Genomic DNA, 25947 nt, shown 5'->3' with positions numbered 1-25947 from the left:
TCAATCACCGTCGTCCCGCCCCGGCGCCGGGTCAGCGGCGCCCGGCGCGGCTGCCCTGGTAGGCCGGCTCCCGCAGGCGCGACAGCCACTCCGGGTACAGCCGCGCCCCGGGCGGGCTGTGCAGCATCGGGTCGAAACTGGGCCGCTCACCATCACCGAGCAGGGCGTCCAGCACGATCCGCGCCACCGGCAGCGGCCGGCCGGTGAGCTTCGCCGTAGCGCACCGGACGGTCACCGGCCGGGACGCCACGTCCCCGGCCAGCTCATCGAGCGACGCCCCCTCCGGACCGTCCACACCGGCCAGTATCCACCGCAGCCCGGCCGCCGTGCGGTAGGGCACCAGACTGCTGAACCGCGCCCGCCGCCACCCGGCCGACGGCCACAGCAGCAACCGGGCGCGCGCGCTGGCGAGGGTGAGGTCCCACGGCCCGTCGTCGGTCGGGATGCGCAGCGCCAGCCCGAGGATGTCCGGCGCGCCGCCACGCAGCCCGGCGCCCTTCGACAGCCGCGCCACCACCGGACCGCCGCCCGCCGGCAGCGGCAACGCGTCCGGATCCAGCGTCTCCAGCGTGCCCCGCAGCAGCAGCCCACGGGGGTGGAACACGCGCGCCTTACGCAGTCGGGCCAGCGCGCCGAACACGGGTCGGACGAGGGCAGGTGCCATGACGGCCGGGTTCCCGCCCGTCCGCCGGTGAATCATCCGGCCCGCCCGGGGTAGCCCCGCCCCGTCACCACCTCCGGCCGAAAGGGCGCCGATGTTCCCCGCCGACTCGCTCACCTTCATCGGCACCGCCACCACCCTCATCCGGCTAGGGCCGTTCACCGTGCTCACCGACCCGAACTTCCTGCACCGGGGCCAGTGGTCCCACTTCGGCCAGGGTCTAATCTCCCGGCGCCGCACCGAACCCGCCGCCCAGGTGGCCGACCTGCCGCCTCTGGACGGGGTGGTGCTGTCCCACCTGCACGGCGACCACTTCGACCGCATCGCCCGCCGCGACCTGCCCGCCGACGTGCCCATCCTGACCACCGAGCACGCCGCGACCCGGCTGTCCAAGAAGGGCTTCGGCGCCACCATCGCCCTGCCGACCTGGCACAGCGAAACCCTCGCCGACGGCGACGCGACCCTCACCGTCACCGCCGTCCCCGCCCGGCACTCCCGCGGCCCGCTCGACCGGATCCTGCCACCGGTGATGGGCAGCATCTGGGAGTACACCCCGCACCCCGGCGCCGCCGCACTGCGCCTCTACGTCAGCGGCGACACGATCATCCACGACGAACTCACCCAGATCCGCCGGCGCTACCCCGACATCGACGTCGCCGTGCTGCACCTGGGCGGCACCCGCGTGCTCGGCGTGCTGGTCAGCATGGACGACCGCCAGGGCGGCCGCATGCTGGAACTGATGAACCCCACCCACGTGGTACCGGTGCACTTCGACGACTACGGCAAGTTCACCTCACCGGTGTCGAACTTCCTCACCGAGGCCGCCCGGCGGCACCCGGCCACCGACGTGCGCCTGCTCGCCCGAGGCGAGAGCTTCCCGCTGGCGAACCTGATCAGCGCCCGCGCGCGCGGCTGAGCCGCTCCCGCTGCGGCACCACCACGTACTTCGGGTCCTTCGTGGACTCCACCCCGGCCTCGAACACCCCGAACCGCTGCAACGCGCTACCCGCCAGCAACGCCAGTCCCGACACCACGGACACCGCACGGCTGCGACGACCCGCCAGCGCACCCACCGCGCCCCCGACGGTCAGGTACTCCGCCCACCTCCGCAGCCGGTGCGCCCTGCCCGTCGTGTACGCCTGCGAGATCAGCCCGAGCCGCTGGTCGACCAGCTTCGACGCCACCACCTCGGCCGCCGCGCCAACCACCGCCAGCCGCCGCGCCGGGCCCGCCTCCGCGACCGGCGCGCACACCAGCCCCAGCCCCGCGCCACTCGCCGCGGCCGACCCGGTGAACACGAACGGCAGCTGCCGGTACGCCGCGTGCCACCCCGGCACCGCCGTCTGCGACAGCAGCACCGACGTGTAGGACGCCACCGCAGGCGCGATCGCCGCGGCGGAGAGCCCGGCCGGTCGCGCCGCCCACCGCAGCAGCCGCCCCGGCCACGTCTTCGCCAGCTTCGCCGGCACCAGCTCGGCCACCGCCGCCACCCCGGCGCCCGGCCCGTAGGCCACCAGGATCCAGGTGCCCATGCTCATCGGGGAACTCGGCTTGGCCACCCGCAGCATGTGCAGGAAGCGCTCCGGCCGGCCCAGATCGGCCACCAGCAGGTACATGCTCGCCGCGAGCGCACCCAGCGCGCCCAGGCGGCCCGCCCGCCGCAGCACCGGCCGGTCCGTCAGATCCGCCCCCGCACCGAGCAGCGCCGACCCGGCCGACAACCCGCCGGTGAACAGGTAGGCCGGGATCTTCCACTCCCACACCGGCGGTTTGAGCACCGGCCGCCCGTAGTACGACCGGAACTCCGCCTTCGGCACCGCGACCTGCTCCTTCATCCCCTGCCCCGTCCGAAGAAGACCGACACCGCGGCGCCCACCAGCGCGGAGGCGGCCACCCCCGCGTACCGCCACATCGACCCGGCATCCTTGGTGGGCACCACCGGATCCGGTGGCAGACCGTATACCTCGGGCTCGTCCAGCAGCAGGAAGAACGCACCGTCCCCGCCCACACCGTCGTCCGGGCTCTCGCCGTACAACCGCGCCTCGGCAACACCAGCCTCGTGCAGCGCGTCCACCCGCCGTGCGGCCCGCTCCCGCAGCTCGTCCAGCGGTCCGAACTGGATCGAGTCGGTCGGGCACGCCTTCGCACACGCCGGCTCCAGCCCGTCCCGCAGCCGGTCGTAGCACAACGTGCACTTCCACGCGCGACCGTCGTCCTCACGCCGCTCGATCACCCCGTACGGGCAGCCGGACACGCAGTAGCCGCAGCCGTTGCAGATGTCGGGCTGCACCACCACCGACCCGAACTCGGTGCGGAACAACGCGCCGGTCGGGCACACGTCCAGGCAACCGGCGTGCGTGCAGTGCTTGCACACGTCGGAACTCATCAGCCACCGGAAGTCCGTCCGGCTCCCCGCGCCGTCCCCGGCGCCCGGCAGCTCGAACGAGGGCAGCCCCAGATCCACCGGCTCCGGCGACACCGCACCCGGCCGGTCCTGCTCCACGAACGCCACGTGCCGCCACGAGTTCGCCCCGAGCGACCCGGTGTTGTCGAACGACATGCCCAGCAGGTCGAACCCGTCGTCGGGCACCCCGTTCCACTCCTTGCACGCCACCTCGCACGCCTTGCAGCCGATACACACCGAGGTGTCGGTGAAGAACCCCACCCGCGGCGGGTGCTCCAGGTAACCGGCGTTGCCCGCCGGGTCCGGCAACGGACCGGAGAAACCGTTCGTCATGACCGCCCCTCCGCTCCGGCGGCCGTGTCGACGTGCGCGCCCGTCTCCACCGTGACACCCGCCCGCTTCCGGTACTCCTCCAGGTAGTCCAGCAGGGCCGGGCCCCGCGGGCGGCGGCCCGGCTGGATGTCGCACGTGGCCACCTTGCTCTCCTGGATGAACACGTTCGGATCGGCCACCACACCCAGCAGGTCGTTCACCACGTCGCCGTCGACCAGACCCGTGTAACCCCAGTGGTAAGGCATCCAGATCTGGTGCACCACCCGGTCCTCGATGCGCAGCGGCCGCATCCGCTCGGTGACGAACACCCGCGCGTCCACCGCCGCGCGGCTCGTCACCACGTGCGCCCAGTCCAGGTGCACCAGCCCGCGCTCGGCCGCCAGCTCCGGCGAGACCTCCACGAACAACGCCGGCTGCAACTCCGCCAGGTACGGCAGCTGACGGCTCATCCCGCCCGCCGTGTGGTGCTCGGTCAGCCGCGCCGCGGTGAACACGAACGGGAACACCTCGCCGTGCTGCTCCGGCGGCGACGGGTTCGACGGGTTGTCCGCCCGCGCGTACACCTTGCGCGCCGGATTGCCCTGCTGCCCGTACAGCGGGTTGCGCACCGGCGACTCGTGCGGCTCGTAGTGCGTCGGCAACGGCCCGTCCAGCACCCCGTTCGGCGCGAACAGCCAGCCCTTGCCGTCGGCCTGCATCACGAACGGATCATCACCGTGCAACGCGGCCGGACCCGACGCACCCGGCTCCGGCCGGTAGTCCGGTGGCTTCGTCTTCTCGAAGTCCGGCACGTCGTACCCGGTCCACTCGCCCTTCTGCGCGTCCCACCACACCAGCTTCTTGCGCTCGCTCCACGGACGGCCCTGCAGATCCGCCGACGCCCGGTTGTACAGCACCCGCCGGTTCAGCGGCCAGGTCCAGCCCCACTCCGACTCGTACGGCCCCTGCTCGTCGTGCGGCTTGCGGCGCGCCGCCTGGTTCACCTCGTCGGCGAACACCCCGCTGTAGATCCAGCAACCGCACGCCGTGCTGCCGTCCGCCTTCAGCTCGAGGTAGCCGTTCAGCGCCCGCCCGGTCTCCAGGTTCACCCCGTTGATGCGCCGCAGCACGTCCTCACCGGAGGGCTCCTCCCCCTCCATCCGGTAGTCCCACCACAGGTCCAGCAGCGGCCGGTCCCGCTCGTCCGCCGACCCCGCGAGCTTCTCCTTCAGGATCCGGCCCAGGTGGTAGAAGAACCACAGCTCGCTGCGCTGATCACCCTTGGGTTCCACCGCCTTGTCCCGCCATTGCAGCATCCGCTGCGTCTGCGTGAACGTGCCCGACTTCTCCACGTGCGACGCCGCCGGGAAGAAGAACACCTCGGTGCGGCACCGCTCCGGCACGATCTCCCCGGTCTCGATCTCCGGCGAGTCCTTCCAGAACGTGGCGCTCTCGATCATCGCCAGGTCCCGCACCACCAGCCAGTCCAGGTTCGCCATGCCCAGCCGCTGCAACCGGCCGTGCGCCGACCCCACCGCCGGGTTCTGCCCCAGCAGGAAGTACCCGAACACCTTCCCGTCGATCATGTCCATCACGGTCCGGTAGGTGCCGTGATCACCGTTGATCCGCGGCAGGTAGTCGAAGCACCAGTCGTTGTCCGCCGTGGCGTGCTCGCCCCAGTACTCCTTCAGCAGCGACACCAGGTAGGCGTCGGCGTTGTGCCAGAACCCCTTCTGCCGCTCACCGCGGATGCCGCGCAGGTAGGCGGCGATGTCCTCGTGCGAGGTGTCCGGCATCGGCAGGTACCCGGGCAGCAGGTTGAACAACGTCGGAATATCGGTGGAGCCCTGGATCGAGGCGTGCCCGCGCAGCGCGAACACCCCGCCGCCCGGACGCCCGATGTTGCCCAGCAGCAGCTGGATGATCGAACCCGCCCGGATGTACTGGGCACCCATCGAATGCTGCGTCCAGCCCACGCTGTACACCAGCGCCGCGGTCCGCTCCCGGCCCGAGTTCTCCGTCCACGCCCGGCACACCTCGAGGAACAGCTCGACGGGCACCCCGCACGCGCGTTCCACCATCTCCGGCGTGTACCGCGAGAAGTGCCGCTTGAGGATCTGGAACACGCACCGCGGGTGCTCCAGCGACGGATCCGCGGCGATGTCGTCGGCCCCGCCCTGGATCGGCGGCCCGCCCGACCCGTGCTGGTCCGGCGCCGACTGCTCCTTCGCCCGCGCGCCGTCACCCGGCCCGGGCCGCGAGCTCTCGTAGTGCCAGCTCGCCGGGTCGTAGGACGCCGTCTCCGGGTCGTAGCCGCTGAACAACCCGTCCAGGTCCTCGGTGTCGGCGAACTCCTCGCTCACCAGGAACGGCGCGTTCGTGTACGACCGCACGTACTCCCGGAACTCCAGCCCGTTGCTCAGGATGTAGTTGATCACGCCGCCGAGGAACGCGATGTCCGACCCGGCGCGCAACGGCACGTGCCGATCCGCCAGCGCACTGGTCCGGGTGAACCGCGGGTCGATGTGGAAGACCTTCGCGCCCCGCGCCTTGGCCTCCACCACCCACTGGAACCCGACCGGATGGGCCTCGGCCATGTTCGAGCCCATGATGATCACACAGTCGGAGTTGATCAGGTCCTGCTGGTAATCCGTCGCACCACCGCGACCGAAGGAGGCTCCCAGACCGGGAACCGTGGCGGAGTGTCAAATACGGGCCTGGTTCTCGATCTGGATCGCACCCAGCGCCGTGAACAACTTCTTGATCAGGAAGTTCTCTTCGTTGTCCAGCGTCGCGCCACCCAGGCTCGCCAGGCCCATCGTGCGCCGCAACGTGTTGCCGTGCTCGTCGCGGTCCTGCCAGCCCTTGCGCCGCGCGTCCAGCACCCGCTCGGCCACCATGTCCATCGCCGTCGGCAGGTCCAGCTCCTGCCACTGCGTGCCATAGGGCGCGCGGTAGAGCACCTTCTGCACCCGCTGCGGACCGGTCACCAGCTGCTTGCTGGCCGACCCCTTCGGGCACAGCCGGCCACGCGAGATCGGCGAGTCCGGATTGCCCTCGATCTGGACGACCTGCTCGTCCTTGACGTAGACGTTCTGCGCGCACCCCACCGCGCAATACGGGCACACCGAATGGACCACCCGGTCCGCCGAGGCGGTGCGCGGCACCAGCGACCGCGACCGCGCCGACTGCGCTGCGCTACCCCGGCCCAGCGGGTCGGCGCCGGTCAGCTGCCGGTACACCGGCCACGAGCGCAGCCAGTCACCCACGCCCATCGCGCACCTCCTCCCGGCCCGCTTTCCCGGCCGCCGGACACAGCAAACCCCGTGCGGTCAATCTTCGTGCGTCGCGCGCCCCGCGTCCAACCGGGAGTGGTACCGCTCGCGCGCCTCGCGCACCAGATCGCCGGAAATCCACGCGATGGGCTCCACGTCCACCAGCAACGGCTCGTTGTCCGGTCCGAAGTCGACCTCCTTGCCGGTGAGCACCCACGGCCGCGCCCCCTCCTGCTGCTGGTGCAGGTACTGGCAGATCCGCCGCGCCAGCCAGTCCTCCACCGGCAGCGTCCACCAGCCCGGCGCGTTCAGCGGGTTCACCGATACGCCGGGCATCTCGAGCCCGCTTTCGTGATCGGTGCTCGGGTGCTCGGCGTCCGCCTCCGGACCGGGCGAGTAGCGGACGTAGACGACCGATCCGGGAGTGAGGAGCTCGGCCAGATCGGCCAGCCGGTGCAGCGTGGGCAGGGAGTCTTCAACGGCCATGTCCCACACATGCCCAGCCATGGCGGTCGCTAACCGCGGCGGCGCACCGAGGGGCGGAAAATCGCCGCACGAGACGCCTCCTTTGACTGGTGTCGGCCCAGGTGACATGCGACTCTGGCGAGATGCCCGGGACCGACGATTCCGGCGCGGCTCCACCCGTCGCCGGGTTGCGCGAGACGCTGTCTCAGTTGCGCCTGCGCGAACTGCTGCGGGAAGTGCAGGACCGCATCGAGCAACTCGTGCAGTCGCGGGACCAGATGGACGGGTTGCTGGAGGCGATGCTCGCGGTCGCCGGCGGCCTCGAACTGGACGCGACCCTGCGCCGCGTCGTGCACGCCGCGATCGACCTCGTCGACTGCCGCTACGGCGCGCTGGGGGTGGTCGACCAGGACCGCGAAGGACTCGCCGAGTTCGTCTACGAGGGCATCGACGAGGAGACCCGCCACCGCATCGGCGACCTGCCCACCGGGCGCGGCCTGCTCGGGCTGCTCATCCAGCGACCCGAACCGCTGCGCCTGGACGATCTGTCCCAGCACGTCGCCGCCGCCGGGTTCCCGGCCCACCACCCGCCGATGCGCACCTTCCTCGGGGTGCCGGTGCGGGTCCGCGACGAGGTGTTCGGCAACCTCTACCTCACCGAGAAGAACAACGGCCAGCCGTTCACCGAGGACGACGAGGTCGTGGTGCGCGCACTCGCCGCCGCGGCCGGTATCGCCGTGGAGAACGCGCGCCTCTACGAGGAAGCCCGGTTGCGGCAACGCTGGCAGGAAGCGACCAGCGAGATCCGCGCCGAACTCCTCGCCGCCGCCGATCCCACCGACGTCCTGTCCCTCATCGCCAACCGCGCGCTCGCCCTCGCCGGGGCCGACTACGCGTTCATCGCCCAGCCCGACGACCCCGACCTGCCACCCGCCGATGTCACCCACCTGACCGTCACGGTGTCCACCGGTCTCGACGACAACCCGCTGACCGGCCGCGACATCCCCGTCGAGGGCTCCAGCTGCGGCGCCGCCTACACCGACGCCCAGCCGCGACGCGTGGACAACCTCACCTACGACCTGTCCCCCGAGTTCGGGCCCGCGCTGGTGCTGCCGCTGCGCCCGTCCGGCGACCACGTCTCCGGCGTGCTCGTCACGCTCCGCAAAACCGGGCAGGACCCGTTCGACCACACCCAGCTCCCGCTCGCCGCGGCGTTCGCCGACCAGGCGGCGCTCGCGCTCCAGCTGGCCGAGGACCAGCGCTCGCTGAGCGAGCTCAAGGTGGTCTCCGATCGCGACCGCATCGCACGGGACCTGCACGACCACGTCATCCAGCGGCTGTTCGCCCACGGGCTCGCGCTGCAGAGCACGCACATGCGCACCCGCAACCCGGAGATCCAGCGGCGCCTGGCGGACATGATCGACGACGTGCAGAACATCGTCGCCGAGATCCGCACCGCGATCTTCGACCTGCACGGTGGCCTGCACGGCACCACCCAGCTGCGCAAGCGCCTCAACGAGATCATCGCCGATGTCACCGGCGACACCGGCCTGCGCACGACCGTGCGCATGTCCGGACCGATCGGCGTCATCGGCAGCGAACTCGCCGAGCACGCCGAAGCCGTGCTGCGGGAGGCGCTGACCAACGCGGTCCGCCACGCCCGCGCCACCACCCTGACGATCACCGTGTCGGTGGACGACGATCTCGTGATCGACGTCGTCGACAACGGCACCGGGATCCCGGACCGGGTCGCCCACAGCGGGTTGCACAACCTGCGCGAACGCGCCGCGCAGGCCGGCGGCACCTGCTCGGTGACCCTCGCCGAGGGCGGTGGCACCCGCCTGACCTGGTCCGCGCCCGTCTCGTAGCGGTTCGGGACCTCCCGCCCCACGGGGTCACCGGAGCTGCGGTCCTCGTGCCCTGAGCGCTGGTGACCTTCGTCCGTGTCCGGGCGGCGCGGGCGTCCGTAGCCTGGGAGGTTCCGCGCACGGCGAAAGGTAGCGGGATGATCGAGGTGTTCCTGGTCGACGACCACGAGGTCGTCCGCCGTGGCGTCGCCGACCTGCTGGAGTCCGACCCCGGGCTGTCCGTCATCGGCGAGGCGTCCACCGCGGGGCAGGCACTGGCCCGGGTGCTCGCGCTGCGTCCGGACGTGGCGGTGCTCGACGTGCAGCTGCCCGACGGCAACGGCATCGAGCTGTGCCGGGAACTGCGCTCCCGGCTGCCCGGGCTGAACGTGCTGATCCTGACCTCCTACACCGACGAGGAGGCGATGCTCAACGCGATCCTCGCCGGTGCGGGCGGCTACGTGATCAAGGACGTCCAGGGCCTCCAGCTGCTGTCCGCGGTGCGCGAGGTCGGCTCGGGCCGTTCCCAGCTGGACACGCGCGCGGCCGCGACGCTGATGGCGAAGCTGCGCTCGGACACCCCGGAGCGCGGTCCGCTCGCCGCGCTGACCGACCGGGAGCGCACTCTCCTCGACCTCATCGGTGAAGGGCTGACCAACCGGCAGATCGCGGAGCGGATGTTCCTCGCCGAGAAGACGGTCAAGAACTACGTCTCCCGCCTGCTCACCAAACTCGGCCTGGAACGGCGGACCCAGGCCGCCGTCCTTGCGACGAAACTGCGGGAGGGCAGGTAGGTGCCGGGGCAAAATTGGCTCGTACAGAGCTGTGCTGTATAGGGCATTATACACTAGTTGATCTCCGGGCCAGGCACACTGAGGAGGATGCGCCAGAACACCGCCGCCCCCCGCCTGTCCAGCCGGACCGCCGTCCTCGGCGCCGTCGTGGTCCTGGCGGCCGCCACCACGCTGGCCAACCGGGTGCTGCCCGGGTGGGCCTATCCCGTCTGCGGAGTGGTGACCGCGGGTGTCCTCATCGGACTCGCCCGCCTGGCCGGGTACCGGTCCGGCGAGCTGGGTCTGTCGCCGCGCGACTGGCGGCGCGCGGCCCGGACCGGCGGTCTCACCTGCCTCGTTGTCGCGGCCGGTTTCGCCGTCGCGCTGGCCGTGCCCGCGCTGCGGCCGCTGTTCCACGACGGGCGCGTCGGGCAACCGTCGCCGGCTGACCTGGTGTGGCTGGCGCTGGTGCGCATCCCGTTCGGCACCGTCGTCGTCGAAGAGGTCGCCTTCCGGGGCGTGCTGCCCGCACTGCTCGGCGGCGGCGAACGCTGGCGGTGGCGGCCCGTCCTCGGCGCATCCGCGTTGTTCGGGTTGTGGCACCTGCTGCCGTCACTGGCGCTGCGGCGCAACGCCGGCGTCGACGCCGCAGTCGGGGCCCTTCCCCTCCCCCTGCTGTCGGTCCTGGCGATGGCGGGCGCCGCCGTGGCCGGGGTGGCGCTGTGCGCACTGCGCTACGCCGGACGCGGCGTGCTGGCCCCCGCGCTGGTGCACTTCGCGCTCAACTCCGGCGGGCTCGTGCTCGCCTGGTTCGCCGGGCGCGGCGGTTAGCCGGGGACGTTCGCCTCCAGCTCGTCCAGCCAGGCCCGCGCACTCGCGTCGCTCGGGGCGCGCCAGTCGCCGCGCGGCGACAGCGAACCACCCGAACCGACCTTCGGCCCGTTCGGCATGGCCGAGCGCTTGAACTGGCTGGTCTGGATGAACCGCCACAGGAACTCCCGCAGCCACTTCTTGATCGTGGGCAGGTCGTAGCTGTTGCGCTCGGACTCCGGCACCAGATCCGGCCAGGCGCCGGTGCCCGCGTCGCCCCACGCGTGCTGGGCCAGGTAGGCGATGCGGCTGGGCCGGTACCCGAACCGGAGCAGGTAGTACAGGTGGAAGTCCTGCAGCTCGTAGGGGCCGACCTTCGCCTCGGAGCTCTGCGCCGGACCCGCGTCCGGCCCCTCGCCCGGCACCAGCTCCGGCGAGATCTCCGTGGCCAGGATCGAGCGCAGCACCTCGTCGGCGCCCGCCCCCAGCCGCTCGGTCTCCACCTCCCACGCGATCAGGTACCGGATCAGCGTCTTGGGCACCGACGCGTTGACGTTGTAGTGCGACATCTGGTCGCCCACGCCGTAAGTGGCCCAGCCCAGCGCCTGCTCGCTCAGGTCGCCGGTGCCGACGACGAGCGCGCCGTGGTGGTTGGCCAGCCGGAACAGGTGCGAGGTCCGCTCCCCCGCCTGCACGTTCTCGAAGGTCACGTCGTACACCGGCGAGCCGTCCGCGGCCGGGTGCCCGAGGTCGGCCAGCATCTGCCGCGCCGAGGGCCGGATGTCGATCTCGTGCGCCGACGTGCCCAGCGCCTTCATCAGCTTGTGCGCGTTGGTCAGGGTGTGGTTGCTGGTCGCGAAACCGGGCATCGTGTAGGCCAGCACGTTCTCCCGCGGCAGGCCCAGCTTGTCCATGCTCTGCGCGGCGATGATCAGCGCCTGCGTCGAGTCCAGGCCGCCGGAAACGCCGATGACGACCTTCTCGATCCCGGTCGCGGCGAGCCGCTGCGCCAGCCCCTGCACCTGGATGTGGTGGACCTCGCGGCACCGCTCGTTGCGGTCGGCGGTGTTCGCCGGCACGTAGGGGAAGCGCTGGATCTCGCGGCGCAGCTGCACCGGCCCGGGCGGCAGGTCCAGTTCGAAGTCCACCCGGCGGAACCGCTTGAGCCGCTCCCGGTGGTCGTGCGCGTTGTCGCTGAAGCTGGTCAGCCGCAGCCGGTCGGCGGCCAGCCGCTCCAGGTCGACGTCGGCGGTCACCAGCTGGTCGGAGGCGAACCGCTCCCCCTCGGCCAGCAGTGAGCCGTTCTCGGCGATCACCGCCTGTCCGTCCCAGGCGAGGTCCGTGGTGGACTCCCCCGGCCCGGCCGCCGAGTAGATGTAGGCGGCGAGGAACCGCGCGGAGTGCCCGGTGCACAGCGTGCGGCGGTAGCCGGCCTTCCCAATCACGATGTTGCTCGCGGACAGGTTCAGCAGCACCGTCGCCCCGGCGAGCGCACCGAACCCGCTCGGCGTCACCGGCACCCAGCCGTCCTCGCAGATCTCGGCGTGGAACACCAGGCCCGGCACGTTCGGCGCGGCGAAGAGCAGGTCGCTGCCGAACGGCACGTCCTGCCCGGCGATGCGGACCCGCTCCGACACCGCGTCCCGGCCGGCCACGAACTGCCGCTTCTCGTAGAACTCGCGGTAGCCCGGCACGTAGCTCTTGGGCACCGCGCCGAGCACCTGGCCCCGGTGCACCAGGATGCCGCAGTTGAACAGCCGCCCGTCGATCCGCTGCGGCGCCCCGATCGCGAACACGCCCGGCAGCTCCGCGGACTCCTGCACGAACCGCGCCACCGCGTCGTCCACCGCCGCCTGCAGCGCGTTCTGGTGGAACAGGTCGTCGGCGGTGTAGGAGGAGAAACCCAGCTCGGGGAAGACGGTGATGGCGACGCCGTCCGCGGCGGCGCGGCGGGCCAGCGTCAGCGTGGCGTCGCAGTTGAACTCGGGATCGGCCACCCGGACCTCGGGCACCGCGGCGGCCACCCGCACGAACCCGTGCCGGTAGAGGGAGGTGAAGTCGTGGTCCTGCGCTGATGTCACACTGTCCCCGTTTCCGCGTGCGTACCGTCCACCTTCGAGCCTAGATCCAGGCTTCTCCGGTGCCCGGCACCCGGGTGCGTGATCTCGCCGACGCCGGCGTTTCCATCCCGGGGTCCGACGGACTGGCGGTGAGCCGCGAGGTAGCCGTCGGGCCGGGGACCGCCGTCCCGGCGCCGGTACCGGCGGGCACGCGTGGTGCTGCGGCAAGATGGCGGGATGGGCGACCTCGACGGCATCCGTGTCATCGCGTGCGACATCTTCGGCACCACCGTGGACTGGTACCGCGGGGTGCGCGACCAGGTGGCCGAGGTGTTCGGCGCGGCCGGGGTGGAGCTGGACGCGGGTGGGTTCGCCTCGGCGTGGCGCGCGGAGTACCTGCCCTCGATGCGGCGCGTGCAGGACGGCTCGCGCGGCTGGGCCGTGCTGGACACCCTGCACCGCGAGTCCCTGGACGCGCTGCTCGAGGAGCACGGCGTCGCGCTGGGCGAGGAGGACCGCGCCCGGCTCGTGCGCGCCTGGCACCGGCTGCCGGCCTGGCCCGACTCCGTCGCGGGCCTGGCGCGGCTGCGGTCGCGGTTCGTGGTGGCGGCCCTGTCCAACGGCGGGTTCGCCCTGATGACCCACCTGATCAAGGATGCGGCGCTGCCGTTCGACTGCGTCCTGTCGGCGGAGCTGGCGCGTACCTACAAGCCCGCCCCGGAGGTCTACCACACGGCGGCCGCCCTCCTGGACGTCGCGCCGCACGAGATGCTGATGGTCGCGGCGCACGGGTGGGACCTCGCCGGTGCGCGCGCCGCGGGGCTGCGCACCGCGTTCCTGGAACGGCCGGAGGAGAAGGGCCCGCACCAGGCCGCGGACCGGCCAGGCGATGTCCCGGCCGATCTGGTCGTGTCGAGCTTCCCGGAGCTGGCGACCACGCTCGGCTGCTGATCGCCGCGGCGTATAGGGCGTTATACATCAGGGACGTCGCCAGGCGGTGACCCGTTTCACCTCCCCTGCAGGCTGCGCAGCCTTCCCCGCGGATGCTTGACTGATAACGTAGTCATCGTTCGCAATAAGCCGCGTATGCAACTATCTCGACCTCGAGGAAAGATCATGCCTGTCGCCCTGCTCGCGCTGGCCATCGCCGCCTTCGGCATCGGCACCACGGAGTTCGTGATCATGGGCCTGCTGCCCGACGTCGCCACGGACCTCGGGGTCTCCGTGCCCACGGCCGGGCTCCTGATCTCCGGATACGCCCTCGGCGTCGTGGTCGGCGCTCCCCTGCTCACCGCGCTGGGCTCGAAGGTCCCGCGCAAGACGGTGCTGACCGGCCTGCTGGTGCTGTTCATCGCCGGCAACCTCGTCTCCGCCCTGGCGCCCGGCTACGGTCTGCTCATGACCGGCCGGGTGGTCGCCGCCCTCTCCCACGGCGCGTTCTTCGGCGTCGGGTCGGTCGTCGCCGCGTCGCTCGTACCCACATCGCGCCAGGCCAGCGCGATCGCGATCATGTTCACCGGCCTGACCGTCGCCAACGTCCTGGGCGTGCCCGCCGGCACCGCCCTGGGCCAGCAGTTCGGCTGGCGCTCGACGTTCTGGGCCGTGACCGTCCTCGGCGTGATCGCGCTGATCGGCGTCGTCGCGCTGGTCCCCAGCCGTCCGGTCGACGAGGACCACAGCCTGCGCTCCGAGCTGGCGGTGTTCCGCCGCCCCCAGGTGTGGCTCGCGCTGGCGATGACCGCACTCGGCTTCGGTGGCATGTTCGCGGCGTTCAGCTACATCGCGCCGATGATGACCGAGGTCGCCGGGTTCTCCTCCGGTGCAGTGGCGTGGCTGCTCGTCCTGTTTGGCGGGGGCCTGGTCGTGGGCAACCTGATCGGGGGCAGGACCGCGGACCGCGCGCTCATGCCGAGCCTGTACGTCAGCCTGGCGGTGCTGGCCGCCGTGCTCGTCGTGTTCGTGTTCACCGCCCACGCCCAGCTGCCCGCCGCCGTGACGATCGCGGTGTTCGGCGCCGCCGGGTTCGCGGCCGTGCCGCCGCTGCAGGCCCGGGTGATGGCCAAGGCCGGGGACGCACCGGCCCTGGCGTCGGCCGCGAACATCGCGGCGTTCAACCTCGGCAACGCGGGTGGCTCGTGGCTCGGCGGGCTCGCGATCGCCCACGGCCTCGGCTACACGGCGCCGAACTGGATCGGCGCGGTACTGGCCGCGGCCGGGCTCGGTGTCGCGCTGCTCTCCGGCGCGCTCGACCGGCGCCCGGCGCCCCGGACGGAGCCGGAGATCCCGGCCCTCCACTGACCGACGACAACGAAAGGACACACATGACCACCATTCCCACGGTCGATCTGAACAACGGCGTGGCCATGCCGCGGGTGGGCTTCGGGGTCTTCCAGGTCCCCGCCGAGGAGACCACCCAGGCCGTCGCCACCGCGCTGGAGGCCGGCTACCGCAGCATTGACACCGCCACCGCCTACGGCAACGAGGCCGCGGTCGGGCGGGCCCTGCACCAGTCCGGCCTCCCGCGTGCGGAGCTGTTCGTCACCACCAAGCTGTGGAACTCCGACCAGGGCTACGACGAGACCCTGCGGGCGTTCGACCGGAGCCTGGCCGACCTCGGCCTGGACCACCTGGACCTCTACCTGATCCACTGGCCGGTCCCCGACGCCGACCGCTACGTCGACACCTGGCGTGCGCTGGAGAAGGTGCACGCCGAGGGGCGTGTCCGCGCGATCGGCGTGTCCAACTTCCAGCCGCACCACCTGGACCGGCTGGCGCAGGAGAGCGACATCGTGCCCGCGGTCAACCAAATCGAGCTGCACCCCTACCTGCAGCAGACGGAGCTGCGGGCCTACCACGCCGCCCACGGCATCGTCACCGAGGCGTGGAGCCCCCTGGCGAAAGGCGGCGAGCTGCTCGCCGAGCCGGCCGTGACCGCGATCGCGGGTAAGCACGGCCGCACCCCGGCGCAGATCGTGCTGCGCTGGCACCTGCAGCTGGGCAACGTGGTCATCCCGAAATCGGTGACGCCCTCCCGCGTCCGGGAAAACCTCGACCTGTTCGGCTTCGAGCTGGACGACGGCGACCTCGCCGAGCTGGCGAAGCTGGAGAAGGGCCTGCGCACCGGTCCCGACCCGGACACCTTCAACATGCGCTGAGGACCGTGCCGGGCTGCCTCAGCGGCGGCCCGGCACTTCCCGGCGCAGGCTCGTGGCCAGCACCGCCGCCTGTGTGCGCCGCTGCATCCCCAGCTTGTGCAGCAACCGGGAAACGTAGTTCTTCACGGTCTTCTCGGCCAGGAACATCCGCTCGGCGATCTGCCGGTTGGTCAGGCCTTCCCCGATCAGGTCGAGCAGCGCGCGTTCCCGGTCCGACAACCCGGCCACGGCCCGCGGCACGGCGGGCTCGTTCCGCAGCCGGGCCATCAGCGCCGCGGCGGCCCGGTTGTCCAGCAGGGACTTCCCGGCGCCGACCTGGCGCACCGCGGACACCAGCTCCATGCCGCGCACGTCCTTGACGACGTACCCGCGCGCACCGGCGAGGATGGCGTCGAGCATGGCCTGCTCGTCGGTGTAGGAGGTCAGCATCAGGCACCGGAGCTCCGGCATGCGGGAACACAGCTCCCGGCACAGTTCGATGCCGTTGCCGTCCGGCAGCCGCAGGTCGAGCACCGCCACGTCGGGCCGTACCGCCGGGATGCGGGCCAGCGCCTCCCCCGCCGTCGACGCCTCGCCCGCCACCTCCAGGTCCGCCTCCGCCCGCACGACGTCAGCGACGCCGCGCCGGACCACCTCGTGGTCGTCGACGAGGAACACCCGGACCATGGCTCATCGATACCGGTCGCGGTCGCGCAGCGGGTCGGTCTCGAGCATGACGGCCTCGAACTTCTGCATGCTCACCGTGCTGATCAGGATCACGACCGGAACTAACAACATCAGCCACAACATGGTGCCTACCCCTGCTTTGCGTTCGTCGGGTGCGGTGCCGCGCACACCGCCGGAAGCCCTTCGTCAACCGGCTACCCCGGGCGGCGGAGCGCTAACCCGTCCCGTCATCCGGCCGAGACACGAATCACCTGCCCGCGGTGCTGGCGGGAGGTGATGTTGGGGACATCCCGGCGGCGCTCTTGACCTCCACCGCGGTCGAGGTCCCAGAATTCATGCATGGTTGAAAACGGGGTCACCTTCATCAACGTCATCGAGCTGCCCGCCGACGAGGTGGACGCGTTCGTCGAGCAGTGGCGGGAACGCGCGAAGCTCATGCGGGACGCGCCGGGATTCCGGGACTCGCGGTTGCACCGGGCCCAGCTCCCGGACACCCGCTTCCAGCTCGTCAACGTCGCCCACTGGGACAGTGCCGAGGCGTGGGAAGCCGCCACCGGCCAACCCGGCTTCCGGGCGGCGATGCGCGGAGTGCCGGGCGTCGTGTCCCCGAACCCGGCCCTCTACGACGTCGTGGTGGAGTTCGAACGACCCTGAGTAGCAGCGGCCGGCCGCAGCCCGGCACGCGGTCGCACCACCGCCGGTATACCGCTAGAATCGCGGACACGGCAAACACCCGCATTCGCGATGCGAATACGGGTGCTTGTCGTCGTACTACCCGAAGAACACCGGGTACGGACGGGAACTAGTACCAGTAGTTCCCGTCCGTACCCGCCTTTTCCGATCCGGCCGGCTCTCACCCAGAAAACCGTCCCGGTCCATCCGGAGTGCAGTCGGACCGACGGGACTCTCGGCCGGATCAGAATCGTTCCGGCGCGGAACCCCCTCCGGAATCCGGCCTCAGTGCTCGACCTCGGCGACGCAGACCTCCGACGCGGAGCCGGCCTCCTGCTGGGCCGCACCGGTCAGGATCGGGATGTTCAGGCCCACGCCGTTGAGCGCGTCGGCCACCTGGATGCCCAGGACGTTGACGTTGTTGTGGCAGACGCCGACGTTGTTGTCGTTGAGGACGTCGTCGACGTTGATCAGACCGATCTGACCGGTGTCGCCGCCGCCGTGGTGGTGACCCCATCCGCCGCCCTGGGTGGCGAAGGCCGGGGAACCGATCATCATGAAACCGGCCGCAGCAGCGGCGACAATTACGGACTTCTTGAGCACCTTTTATTCCCCATCGACTCGACTACAGTTTCGCCGTGACGTGACTTCCGTCCCGAGCACGGCAGACATTATCAGCAGCAGGGGCCCGTCGAAAGCAAATCGGTACGTGTTCCGGCATCACCCGGTCGATCGACGTTTCACCAGCACCTCACCCGGCGTTCGGTACCCACATACGCGGTGTGCTGCGGTTATCCACTCCATTCCTACCCCCGGGTTTTCACTGTCGGTGATCCTGCCCCGGACGGGTGCGGCCGCCCGCCGCTAAACCCACCGATCAGGTAGAACAGCAGATACCTGCCGTGAAGGGACGGGCGTCAGCAATTAGCCCGGAGGTGTGACGTACCGGCGTGTCATTCCCGTCCGTATCGCGGAATCCCAGCGGTCCCCCGGCAATCGGCACAGCCGGCCCGGCGCCACGGGCGGAATTACCCGCGCACGGCAAAACACCCGCATCCCATTCGGATGCGGGTGTGCCTTGTTGTCACTCGGCCAAAGTGGGCGCGGGCGGGAATCAGTACCAGTGGTTCCCGCCCGCGCCCCTGATCAGCCGGACCGGGCCGGCCCGGCGTGCGGCCGGATCAGTCCTCGACCTCGGCGACGCAGACGTTCGGCGCGGAGCCGGCCTCCTGCTGGGCCGCACCGGTCAGGACCGGGATGTCCAGGCCCACGCCGTTGAGAGCGTCGGCCACCTGGACGCCGAGGACGTTGACGTTGTTGTGGCAGGCGCCGACGTTGTTGTCGTTGAGGACGTCGTCGACGTTGACCAGGCCGACCTGGCCGGTGTCGCCGCCCTCGTCCCACGCGCCCTGGGCCGCGAAGGCCGGGGAACCGATCATCACGAAACCGGCCGCGACGGCCGCCACAATTGCAGACTTCTTGAGCACCTTGTGATTCCCATCGACTCGCTTACAGTTCTGCCGCGACGGGAGTCCCGTCACGAGCACGGCAGACGCTAGCAGCCGGTCGGCGCCACCCGGCGAGGATTCGAGCGCACCACGCAATCACCCGGACGAACGACGTTTCATTCCGTGCGGGCCGGCCCTTTCCCACCCACACGTGTCGTGCGCTGCGATGATCCGGTAGTTTGCGCAGGGGGGTGCTTCACCCACGGTCATCACCGTGCGTAAAACGCGCGATGTGCTGCGGCTAAACGCGCCTGATGCGGTACCACAGTGCGCACGTACCGTCAGCGAATTCGATCATGAATTTAACCCGCCCGTGTGAAGTGCCGGCGGATCACCCGGGTCTCAGGTGCCGCCGAAGCGCATCCGGAAGTCGCGGGCGACCAGGCTGATCACCGGCCGGCGCCCGGCCAGGAACGCCAGTGGACCGCCCGCACCGACCCGCCACGCCGCACGCGCCACCCCCAGCCGGGCGGTCACCCGGACCCGGCTGCGCCGGGGACCGCGTTGCAGCACGGAGAACGCCAGGGGAAGCCGGACGGGCACCGTGCGGAGGCGCGTGAACTCCGCGCCCGCCAGCAGGCTCCCGTCCGCGTGGGCCGTTGCGGTGAACTCCGGCTCGTCGGCCAGCGTGAACTCGGCGAGCTCCTTCGGGATGTGCCACAGGGCCCGGCCGCCGGCCAGGGACACCGGGCTGTCCACCCAGATGTGCGGAATCGTCACCGACGGCAGGTCACGCACCGCCACGGTGACCATCAGCTCGCGGTAGGACAGCACCCCGGGTGGCTGGTAGTCGACCCACGCGGCGATCACGAACGCGCGCCCCGCGACGGTCAGCGGGCGCACCCCGGGCGGCAGCGTGGGCAGTTCGGCGGCGGGGACGCACCAGAGGGAGCCGTGCATCCGGCCGCGCAGGTGCCAGGGTTCGGGCGGGTATCCGGCCGGTTCAGCCATCAGGACCTCAGATCGGGGTGACGGGCAGGCGCAACGCACCGGGCGCGGCCGCCGGGACGACAGGGGTGCGCGGGGCGACCGGGGCCAGCCGGACGTAGGGCTCCCCCAGCGGCGGACGCCGGTCGGCCTCGCCCTTGTTGGGCCACAGCGCGAGCGCGCGCTCGGCCTGGGCGGTGATCGTCAGCGACGGGTTCACGCCGAGGTTCGCCGTGATCGCCGAGCCGTCCACCACGTGCAGGCCGGGATGGCCGTAGAGGCGCTGGTAGGGGTCCACCACACCGGTCCGCGGCGAGTCCCCGATCGGGCAGCCACCGATGAAGTGCCCGGTGAGCGGGATGTTCGCGAAGTCGGTCCAGGCGCCCTGGGGCACGCCGTCGATCTTCTCCGCCACGCGGCGGGCCACCTCGTGGCCGTGCGGGATCCACGCCGGGTTCGGCGCGCCGTCGCCCTGCCGGGTGGTCATCCGGCGGCCGAAGAGCCCCCGCCGGGTGTAGGTGGTGACGGAGTTGTCCACGCTCTGCATCACCAGCAGGCCGACCATCTGCTCCGACCACCGGCGCGGGTTGTGCAGGCGCGGCAGCTCGCGCCAGTGCCGGGCCAGTTCCCGCAGGCCCCGCACCCACCGCCGCTGCCCCCCGGTGCCGCCGGTGCCGTCGACGAGCACGGTGGCGAGCAGGCTCATCAGGTTGCTGCCCTTGCCGTAGCGCACGGGTTCGATGTGGGTGACGTCGTCGGGGTGCATCGACGAGGTGATCGCCACGCCGTCGGTGTAGTCGGCGTGCCGGTCCCGCGACCGCACCGCGAGGATCGCCTCCGAGTTCGTGCGCGACAGGTGCCCCAGCCGGGGCGACAGCTCCGGCAGTGCGCCCCGGTCGCGCAGCCGGTGCAGCAGCCGCTGCGTGCCCAGCGCGGACGCGGCGAACACCACCTGCTCGCAGGTGAACGTCCGGCGGTGCCGGCGCGCCCCGGTGCGGACCGTGCCGACCTCGTACCCGCCGCCGGGCCGCGGGCGGACGTCCACCACCGTGGTCAGCGGGTGCACGCGAGCCCCGGCCAGCTCGGCGAGGTGCAGGTAGTTCTTGACCAGGGTGTTCTTCGCGCCGTGCCGGCAGCCGGTCATGCACTGGCCGCAGTGCGTGCACGTCCGCCGCACGGGACCGGCGCCGCCGAAGAACGGGTCCGGCACCTCCTGGCCGGGCCGCCGGCCGCCGGTGGCGAACAGCACCCCGACCGGGGCGGGCCGCACCGTGTGCGCGATGCCCATGTCCCCGGCCACCTCGCGCAGCACCCGGTCGGCCCGCGTGGTGCCGGGGTAGGCGGTGACGCCGAGCATCCGCCTGGCCTGGTCGTAGTAGGGCGCCAGCTCCGCGCGCCAGTCGGTGATGTGCGCCCACTGGCGGTCCGCGTAGAACGCCGCCGGCGGCTCGTAGAGGGTGTTGGCGTAGACCAGTGAGCCGCCGCCGACCCCGGCACCGCTCAGGATGAAGGTGTCGCGCAGCAACGTCAGCCGCTGGATGCCGAAGCAGCCCAGCGCCGGAGCCCACAGGTACCGGCGCAGCCGCCAGGACGTCTTGGCGAACTCGTGGTCGGCGAACCGCCGGCCCGCCTCCAGCACCCCCACCCGGTAGCCCTTCTCGGTCAGGCGCAGCGCGCTGACGCTGCCCCCGAACCCCGAGCCGATCACCACCACGTCGTAGTCCGGCTCGCCGGTCATGCCGCCTCCTCCCCCGTCAGCGCCCGGTAGTCGCGCAGGTCGAGGGTCCGCGTGCGCCGCCGGTACCGCGTGACCGTGCCCGGCCAATTGTTGACGATCCGGCCGGTCCCGGTGCGGTACCAGCTGGCGCAGCGGGTCCACACCGAGCGGGCCAGCCGCCGCTGCAGCGCGGTGTCGAACCGGGCGGCCACCTCCGGCTTGACGTCGAGCGCGGTCCCCGGCCGGCCCGCCAGCGCCCGGACCGCCTGGACGATGTAGCGGGCCTGCGACTCGAGCATGAACACGATCGAATTGCCGCCGAGGTTGGTGTTCGGGCCGTAGACGAGAAACAGGTTGGGGAAACCCGGGACCGTCATGCCGAGGTAGGCCCACGCGCCGTCCCGCCACCGCTTCGCCAGCTCGACACCGCCGCGCCCGCGGACCGTCATCGGGACCAGGAAGTCGGTCGCGTGGAACCCGGTGCCGTAGACCAGCACGTCTGCCTCGTGCACCACGCCGTCGGCGGTGCGCACGCCCGTGGGGAGGATCTCCACGATCTTCTCGGTCGCCACGGTCACGTTCGGCCGGGTCAGGGCCGGGTAGTAGTCGTTGGAGAACAGCGCCCGCTTGCAGCCGGGCGGGTAGTCCGGCGTGAGTGTGGCCCGCAGCTGCAGGTCCGGTACCTGCCGGGCCAGGTGCCGGGTGCCGAGCCGGCCGAGGAACCACCGCACGAGCGGCACGTCGACGAGCCCGAGCGACAGCAGCTCGCACACCAGCCAGATGCGCAACCGCTCGACCTTCTGGGTCACCGGCAGGCGGCGGAACAGCCGGCGCTGCCACCGCGTGTAGGCCACGTCGTTCTTGGGCACCACCCAGGGCGCGGACCGCTGGAACACCGTCACCTGCTTCGCGACCCGCTGCAGGTGCGGCACGAACTGGATCGCGCTGGCACCGGTGCCGATCACCGCGATGCGCTTGCCCGCCGTTTCGCAGTCGTGGTCCCAGTTCGCCGAGTGGAAGGCCGGGCCGCGGAAGGAGTCGCGGCCGGCGATTTCGGGCAGCGCCGGGCGGGACAGCTGGCCCACGGCCGGGACCAGCACGTCGGCCTCGATCACCTCGCCCGCCTCGGTGCGCACGCGCCACCGCCGGGTGCCCTCGTCGAACTCGGCGGAGGCGACGCCGGTGCCGAAGCGGATCCGGTCGGTCACGCCGTACTCGCGGGCCACGTCCTCCAGGTAGCGCTTGATCGCGGGCTGGAGGGAGAACCGCCGGGGCCAGTCCGGGTTCGGCCGGTGCGAGAACGAGTACAGCGGCGACGGGATGTCGCAGCCCGCGCCGGGATAGGTGTTGGCCCGCCACACGCCGCCGATCTCCTCCGCCCGCTCCAGGATCGTGAAATCCGCGAACCCGGCACGGACCAGTTCGGTCGCGACAGCGAGGCCGCCGAAACCGGCACCGATGATCAGGACGGACGGCCGTCGGCCGGTGGTGGTCGATACCATGCTGCTCCTCGGTGCCGGTCGTGCTACTCCACAGTAGGGTGCTGGTGAGGCGGAATCCCAGAGACCAGCGGCCAGGAAATCGAGAGTTCCGGACACCCCCGGTGCATACTTCCGGCCATGGCTCAGCTGCTACCCGTCGCCGTGCGCGACTGGGACTTCCCCCGGGGTGTCGCGAGCGTGGCGTTGCTCGTGCGGTTCGGCGCCGAGCGCGGAGTGTCCCGCGAGGCCCTGCTGCGCGGGACCGGGCTGTCCCCGGCCCGGCTGGACGACCCGGCGGCGCAGGTCGAGGCGCGCCAGGAGCTGGCCGTGGCGCGCAACCTCGTGCGGGCGCTCGGTGACCCACCGGGCCTGGGGCTGGACGCCGGCGTGCGCTACCGGGTCGCGACCTTCGGCGTGTTCGGGTTCGCCTGCATCAGCAGCCCGACCCTGCGTGACGCGATCGGTTTCGCGTTGCGCTACCTCGACCTCAGCTTCATCTTCTGCCTGCCGGTCGTCGAGCTGGCCGAGGACGAGCTGCGGTTCGGGCTGCGCGACGACGGCCTGCCGCACGACGTGCGCCGGTTCCTGCTGGAACGCGACGCCAGTGCGATCCACACCGTCCTGCACGACCTGCTGCCGAGTGGTCTGCACCTGCGTCGCGTGGACTTCCCCTTCCCCGGGCCACCGGATCCCGCGCGGTACGCGGAGGTCTTCGGTATCCACCCGGGCTTCGACGCAGCGGCGCACCTCGTCACGCTCGATCCCGCCGCCCTCGGGCAGCCGCTGCCGCAGGCCAGCGAGCACACGGTCGCCCTGTGCGAGGCGCAGTGCCGCGAGCTCGTCGGCCGCCGCCGCGCCCGTTCCGGCATCGGGCAGCAGGTGCGGGACAAGCTGATCCGCGTCGGTGGCACGCTGGCCATGGACGAGGTGGCGCGCGAGCTCAACATCAGCACCCGCACCCTGCGGCGGCGCCTGGAGGACGCCGGCACCAGTTTCCGCGCACTGCTCGACGAGGTCCGCCAGACCCTGGCCGAGGAAATGCTCGCCACCGGCGCGCTGTCGGTGGAAGACGTGGCCCTGCGGCTGGGATACGCGGAGGCGTCCAGCTTCATCTTCGCGTTCCGCCGCTGGACCGGTACCACTCCCGCGCGGTACCTGCGGAGCGGGCCGCGCCGCTGACTTCGCGTCCGATGTCGACCGTCGGCGCGGTTCGAGGTGTCAACAGCGGAATTCCGGGGTAGATCAAGGGTCTCTTCAGCTCGCGAGGAGGCCGCACATGATCACGCTGCTCCAGCCCGCGCGCGCAGCGGGCGACACCATCCGCATGGCGACACGCGAACACCTGCTGCTGGCGATGCTCGACATCCCGCGGCTGATGCGGCACCCGATCTGGCGGCCGGACGATCCGCGGGAGGGCGCCGGGCTCGGTGTACTGCTGGTGCCGGGTTTCGGCTTCGGCGACCGCAGCATGACGCTGGCCGGGGCCTGGCTGAAAGCGCGCGGCTACCGCCCGGCCGGGGCGCGGATCGGGTTCAACGTCGGCTGCACCACCGAACTGGTCGACCGGCTCGTCGCACGGCTGGAACGGCACGCCACGGACACCGGTCGCCGCGTCGTCCTCCTCGGGCAGAGCCGCGGCGGGTGGCTGGCGCGGCTGGCCGCGATCCGCCGCCCGGATCTGGTGCGCGGCCTGGTGATGCTCGGCAGCCCGGTGCTCGACCCGCTGGGCGCGCACCCGAAGGTGGTGCGGGTGGCCCGTCTCCTCGCCCGGCTGTCCACTTTGGGCATTCCCGGGCTGATGAACACCGACTGCTTCACCGGTGCCTGCTACGACGAGAACATCAAGGCCCTCGCCGCGCCCCTGCCGCCGGAGGTGCCCGCGCTGGCGGTGTATTCGCGCGCCGACGCGATCGCACCGTGGCAGCTGTGCCTGGACCCGTACGCCGAATGCGTGGAGGTGCGCAGCTCGCACACCGGGATGGGGCTGGACCCGGACTTCTACGTGGCGGCGGCGCCGCGGCTGGCCCGCTGGGCACGCACCGGGACCGGCACGGAGGAACTGCCGGCGGCGTGCTGAACCCCGTCCGGCAGGATCGGGGCATGACGGACTGGGCACGCCCGATCGGCACCGGATGGGTCCTCGACGCGCCGGCCGGGGGGCCGGACGTGGACGAGTTCGCCGACCCGGTGGAGATCGCGGCGGCGCTGGCGGCCGACCCCGGCGACTCGCTGCTGGCGGTGCAGCACCCGCACCGGCTGCCGGGCGGCCGGTCGCTGGAAGAGTCCCTGCCGGCCGCACGGGCGATGCTGGACCGGTTGCGGACCCGGGACTACCGGCCGGTGCGGGACGTCGTCGCGCCGTACCGGATCAGCGGGCCGGACGGGACCGCGGCGGGAGTGCTGTGCCTGGTCGACCCGTCCGCGGTCGGCGCCCGGATCCGGCACAGCGAAGAGGTCTACACCGGTGTGGTCGCGGAGCGGGCGGCCGCGCTGCGGGCGCTCGGCTGCGCCACGAGCGCGGCCATGCTGGTGCCGGTGTCCGGCGACGAGCTCACCGCGGCGGCCCTGGGCGCGGCGCGCGGCGCGCCCGCGGTGGAGGTGACCGGCGGCGGCCGCGCGCACCGGCTGTGGCTGACCGGTCCCGGTGCGGAGCAGGACCGGCTGCTCGCCGCCGTGCGCGCCGCTCCCCTGCTCGTCGCCGACGGCAACCACCGCGTCGCGGCGGCGGCCGAGGCGGGCACTCCCCTGCTGGCGCTGGTGACCGCCGGGCCGGACCTGCGGATCGGCGCGATCCACCGCACGATCAGCGGTACCGGGCTGACCGCGGCCGCGCTGGCGCGGGCCTGGCGGAGGGCCGGCCTGACCGTCCGGGAAACGTCCGGTGTGGACACCCCGGTCCCGGGCAGCACGGTCGTGACGGGCCACGGCGGCACACTGCTGGTCGAGCTGCCGCCGGGCGAGCCCGACCACACCGCGGTGGAGAACCTGTTACTCGCCAAGGCACTCGGGCTCGACCCGGAAGGCCCGCACGTGCACGCGCTGCCCGAAGGTCACCCGCCCGGGCCGGGCACGGACGCCGTCCTGCGGCTGGCGCCCGTGCCACTGTCCGAAGTGCTCACCGCGCACGCGCAGGGCCGCCGCCTGCCGCGCAAGAGCACCTACTTCACCCCGAAACCGCGCAGCGGACTGCTGCTCGCCGCGCTGACCGGATGAA

General features: G+C 71.9%; 23 protein-coding genes. 11 read left to right on the top strand and 12 right to left on the bottom strand.

Translation table 11 applies throughout. The annotated features are described in order from the left end of the window. Positions 1-31: 31 nt before the first annotated feature. Positions 32-664, bottom strand: a complete 633-nt coding sequence (locus FHX46_RS14290; RefSeq protein ID WP_167114420.1) for a hypothetical protein — start codon at positions 662-664, stop codon at positions 32-34. A gap of 91 nt (positions 665-755) precedes the next feature. On the opposite strand from FHX46_RS14290, the gene FHX46_RS14285 reads away from it, so the two are divergent. Further along, on the top strand, positions 756-1577 hold the full coding sequence (locus FHX46_RS14285) for an MBL fold metallo-hydrolase (RefSeq protein WP_167114417.1): 822 nt from the start codon (positions 756-758) through the stop codon (positions 1575-1577). Here the strand turns inward: FHX46_RS14285 and nrfD are convergent. Genes nrfD through FHX46_RS14260 form a run of 4 tightly spaced genes read right to left on the bottom strand, consistent with a single transcriptional unit; the run spans position 1555 to position 7138 of the window. Continuing rightward, positions 1555-2496 (bottom strand): NrfD/PsrC family molybdoenzyme membrane anchor subunit, encoded by a 942-nt coding sequence (gene nrfD / locus FHX46_RS14280; RefSeq protein WP_167114414.1) that lies wholly within the window; start codon positions 2494-2496, stop codon positions 1555-1557. The genes FHX46_RS14285 and nrfD overlap by 23 nt on opposite strands. Then, positions 2493-3398 carry a 4Fe-4S dicluster domain-containing protein gene (locus FHX46_RS14275; RefSeq protein WP_167114411.1) on the bottom strand — a complete coding sequence of 302 codons (906 nt, stop codon included), beginning with the start codon at positions 3396-3398 and terminating at the stop codon, positions 2493-2495. The genes nrfD and FHX46_RS14275 overlap by 4 nt, the downstream gene beginning before the upstream one ends. Beyond that, positions 3395-6652 (bottom strand): formate dehydrogenase, encoded by a 3258-nt coding sequence (fdh, locus tag FHX46_RS14270; protein WP_243871272.1) that lies wholly within the window; start codon positions 6650-6652, stop codon positions 3395-3397. The genes FHX46_RS14275 and fdh overlap by 4 nt, the downstream gene beginning before the upstream one ends. Before the next feature lie 57 nt (positions 6653-6709). Then, positions 6710-7138 carry a DUF6098 family protein gene (locus FHX46_RS14260; RefSeq protein ID WP_167114405.1) on the bottom strand — a complete coding sequence of 143 codons (429 nt, stop codon included), beginning with the start codon at positions 7136-7138 and terminating at the stop codon, positions 6710-6712. A 122-nt stretch (positions 7139-7260) separates the two neighbouring features. Between FHX46_RS14260 and FHX46_RS14255 the strand changes: the two genes are divergently transcribed. The 3 genes from FHX46_RS14255 (at position 7261) to FHX46_RS14245 (ending at position 10568) form a co-directional block, all read left to right on the top strand. Beyond that, on the top strand, positions 7261-8985 hold the full coding sequence (locus FHX46_RS14255; protein ID WP_167114403.1) for a GAF domain-containing sensor histidine kinase: 1725 nt from the start codon (positions 7261-7263) through the stop codon (positions 8983-8985). Between the two features lie 137 nt (positions 8986-9122). Beyond that, entirely contained in the window at positions 9123-9758 is a 636-nt protein-coding gene (locus FHX46_RS14250; RefSeq protein WP_167114400.1) for a response regulator, read from the top strand. An 87-nt stretch (positions 9759-9845) separates the two neighbouring features. Continuing rightward, a complete protein-coding gene (locus tag FHX46_RS14245; RefSeq protein ID WP_167114395.1) occupies positions 9846-10568 on the top strand; it encodes a CPBP family intramembrane glutamic endopeptidase in 723 nt (240 codons plus the stop codon). Here the strand turns inward: FHX46_RS14245 and FHX46_RS14240 are convergent. Further along, positions 10565-12628 (bottom strand): NAD(+) synthase, encoded by a 2064-nt coding sequence (locus tag FHX46_RS14240; RefSeq protein ID WP_167114392.1) that lies wholly within the window; start codon positions 12626-12628, stop codon positions 10565-10567. The two genes, FHX46_RS14245 and FHX46_RS14240, sit on opposite strands and share 4 nt — an antisense overlap. Before the next feature lie 216 nt (positions 12629-12844). Here FHX46_RS14240 and FHX46_RS14235 point away from each other — a divergent pair, with 216 nt between their 5' ends. The 3 genes from FHX46_RS14235 (at position 12845) to FHX46_RS14225 (ending at position 15762) form a co-directional block, all read left to right on the top strand. After that, complete coding sequence (locus FHX46_RS14235; protein ID WP_167114389.1) at positions 12845-13558, top strand: haloacid dehalogenase type II; 714 nt, start codon at positions 12845-12847, stop codon at positions 13556-13558. A 165-nt stretch (positions 13559-13723) separates the two neighbouring features. Then, positions 13724-14905 carry an MFS transporter gene (locus FHX46_RS14230; protein ID WP_167114386.1) on the top strand — a complete coding sequence of 394 codons (1182 nt, stop codon included), beginning with the start codon at positions 13724-13726 and terminating at the stop codon, positions 14903-14905. A gap of 23 nt (positions 14906-14928) precedes the next feature. Further along, complete coding sequence (locus tag FHX46_RS14225; protein WP_167114384.1) at positions 14929-15762, top strand: aldo/keto reductase; 834 nt, start codon at positions 14929-14931, stop codon at positions 15760-15762. A gap of 18 nt (positions 15763-15780) precedes the next feature. Here the strand turns inward: FHX46_RS14225 and FHX46_RS14220 are convergent, their stop codons facing one another. Further along, the gene (locus FHX46_RS14220) at positions 15781-16428 is read right to left on the bottom strand and encodes a response regulator (protein WP_167114381.1); all 648 of its coding nucleotides are present in this window, start codon (positions 16426-16428) and stop codon (positions 15781-15783) included. A 339-nt stretch (positions 16429-16767) separates the two neighbouring features. On the opposite strand from FHX46_RS14220, the gene FHX46_RS14215 reads away from it, so the two are divergent. After that, positions 16768-17082: an antibiotic biosynthesis monooxygenase family protein gene (locus FHX46_RS14215; RefSeq protein ID WP_167114378.1), complete on the top strand. Its 315-nt coding sequence runs from the start codon at positions 16768-16770 to the stop codon at positions 17080-17082. A gap of 303 nt (positions 17083-17385) precedes the next feature. Here FHX46_RS14215 and FHX46_RS14210 read toward each other — a convergent pair whose 3' ends face one another. From FHX46_RS14210 to FHX46_RS14190, 5 genes are all read right to left on the bottom strand, one after another. Next, on the bottom strand, positions 17386-17703 hold the full coding sequence (locus tag FHX46_RS14210) for a hypothetical protein (RefSeq protein WP_313886135.1): 318 nt from the start codon (positions 17701-17703) through the stop codon (positions 17386-17388). Positions 17704-18281: 578 nt separating this feature from the next. Further along, complete coding sequence (locus FHX46_RS14205; RefSeq protein WP_313886134.1) at positions 18282-18566, bottom strand: hypothetical protein; 285 nt, start codon at positions 18564-18566, stop codon at positions 18282-18284. Positions 18567-18950: 384 nt separating this feature from the next. Continuing rightward, complete coding sequence (locus FHX46_RS14200) at positions 18951-19559, bottom strand: acetoacetate decarboxylase family protein (protein WP_167114373.1); 609 nt, start codon at positions 19557-19559, stop codon at positions 18951-18953. 7 nt (positions 19560-19566) lie between these two features. After that, entirely contained in the window at positions 19567-21273 is a 1707-nt protein-coding gene (locus FHX46_RS14195; protein WP_167114360.1) for an FAD-dependent oxidoreductase, read from the bottom strand. Next, a complete protein-coding gene (locus FHX46_RS14190) occupies positions 21270-22754 on the bottom strand; it encodes a flavin-containing monooxygenase (RefSeq protein ID WP_167114357.1) in 1485 nt (494 codons plus the stop codon). Before FHX46_RS14190 ends, FHX46_RS14195 begins: the two co-directional genes overlap by 4 nt. Positions 22755-22871: 117 nt before the next feature. On the opposite strand from FHX46_RS14190, the gene FHX46_RS14185 reads away from it, so the two are divergent. From FHX46_RS14185 to FHX46_RS14175, 3 genes are all read left to right on the top strand, one after another. Further along, complete coding sequence (locus tag FHX46_RS14185) at positions 22872-23912, top strand: AraC family transcriptional regulator (RefSeq protein WP_167114353.1); 1041 nt, start codon at positions 22872-22874, stop codon at positions 23910-23912. 97 nt (positions 23913-24009) lie between these two features. Further along, positions 24010-24810, top strand: a complete 801-nt coding sequence (locus FHX46_RS14180; RefSeq protein WP_167114350.1) for an alpha/beta fold hydrolase — start codon at positions 24010-24012, stop codon at positions 24808-24810. A 23-nt stretch (positions 24811-24833) separates the two neighbouring features. Next, on the top strand, positions 24834-25946 hold the full coding sequence (locus tag FHX46_RS14175) for a DUF1015 family protein (RefSeq protein WP_167114347.1): 1113 nt from the start codon (positions 24834-24836) through the stop codon (positions 25944-25946). Position 25947: the final 1 nt, after the last annotated feature.

Source organism: Amycolatopsis viridis (genome assembly GCF_011758765.1).
GTDB lineage: Bacteria > Actinomycetota > Actinomycetes > Mycobacteriales > Pseudonocardiaceae > Amycolatopsis_E > Amycolatopsis_E viridis.
This window is presented reverse-complemented; position numbering and strand designations above follow the sequence as displayed.

Excerpts from the sequence above, each read along its gene's own strand:
- FHX46_RS14185 (WP_167114353.1), top strand. The coding sequence starts at position 22,872 with ATGGCTCAGCTGCTACCCGTCGCCGTGCGCGACTGGGACTTCCCCCGG.
- FHX46_RS14175 (WP_167114347.1), top strand. The coding sequence starts at position 24,834 with ATGACGGACTGGGCACGCCCGATCGGCACCGGATGGGTCCTCGACGCG.
- FHX46_RS14245 (WP_167114395.1), top strand. The coding sequence starts at position 9,846 with ATGCGCCAGAACACCGCCGCCCCCCGCCTGTCCAGCCGGACCGCCGTC.
- FHX46_RS14235 (WP_167114389.1), top strand. The coding sequence starts at position 12,845 with ATGGGCGACCTCGACGGCATCCGTGTCATCGCGTGCGACATCTTCGGC.
- nrfD (WP_167114414.1), bottom strand. The coding sequence starts at position 2,496 with ATGAAGGAGCAGGTCGCGGTGCCGAAGGCGGAGTTCCGGTCGTACTAC.
- FHX46_RS14215 (WP_167114378.1), top strand. The coding sequence starts at position 16,768 with ATGGTTGAAAACGGGGTCACCTTCATCAACGTCATCGAGCTGCCCGCC.
- FHX46_RS14250 (WP_167114400.1), top strand. The coding sequence starts at position 9,123 with ATGATCGAGGTGTTCCTGGTCGACGACCACGAGGTCGTCCGCCGTGGC.
- FHX46_RS14195 (WP_167114360.1), bottom strand. The coding sequence starts at position 21,273 with ATGACCGGCGAGCCGGACTACGACGTGGTGGTGATCGGCTCGGGGTTC.
- FHX46_RS14180 (WP_167114350.1), top strand. The coding sequence starts at position 24,010 with ATGATCACGCTGCTCCAGCCCGCGCGCGCAGCGGGCGACACCATCCGC.
- FHX46_RS14275 (WP_167114411.1), bottom strand. The coding sequence starts at position 3,398 with ATGACGAACGGTTTCTCCGGTCCGTTGCCGGACCCGGCGGGCAACGCC.
- FHX46_RS14200 (WP_167114373.1), bottom strand. The coding sequence starts at position 19,559 with ATGGCTGAACCGGCCGGATACCCGCCCGAACCCTGGCACCTGCGCGGC.
- FHX46_RS14230 (WP_167114386.1), top strand. The coding sequence starts at position 13,724 with ATGCCTGTCGCCCTGCTCGCGCTGGCCATCGCCGCCTTCGGCATCGGC.
- FHX46_RS14260 (WP_167114405.1), bottom strand. The coding sequence starts at position 7,138 with ATGGCCGTTGAAGACTCCCTGCCCACGCTGCACCGGCTGGCCGATCTG.
- FHX46_RS14285 (WP_167114417.1), top strand. The coding sequence starts at position 756 with ATGTTCCCCGCCGACTCGCTCACCTTCATCGGCACCGCCACCACCCTC.
- FHX46_RS14190 (WP_167114357.1), bottom strand. The coding sequence starts at position 22,754 with ATGGTATCGACCACCACCGGCCGACGGCCGTCCGTCCTGATCATCGGT.
- FHX46_RS14290 (WP_167114420.1), bottom strand. The coding sequence starts at position 664 with ATGGCACCTGCCCTCGTCCGACCCGTGTTCGGCGCGCTGGCCCGACTG.
- FHX46_RS14255 (WP_167114403.1), top strand. The coding sequence starts at position 7,261 with ATGCCCGGGACCGACGATTCCGGCGCGGCTCCACCCGTCGCCGGGTTG.
- FHX46_RS14225 (WP_167114384.1), top strand. The coding sequence starts at position 14,929 with ATGACCACCATTCCCACGGTCGATCTGAACAACGGCGTGGCCATGCCG.
- FHX46_RS14220 (WP_167114381.1), bottom strand. The coding sequence starts at position 16,428 with ATGGTCCGGGTGTTCCTCGTCGACGACCACGAGGTGGTCCGGCGCGGC.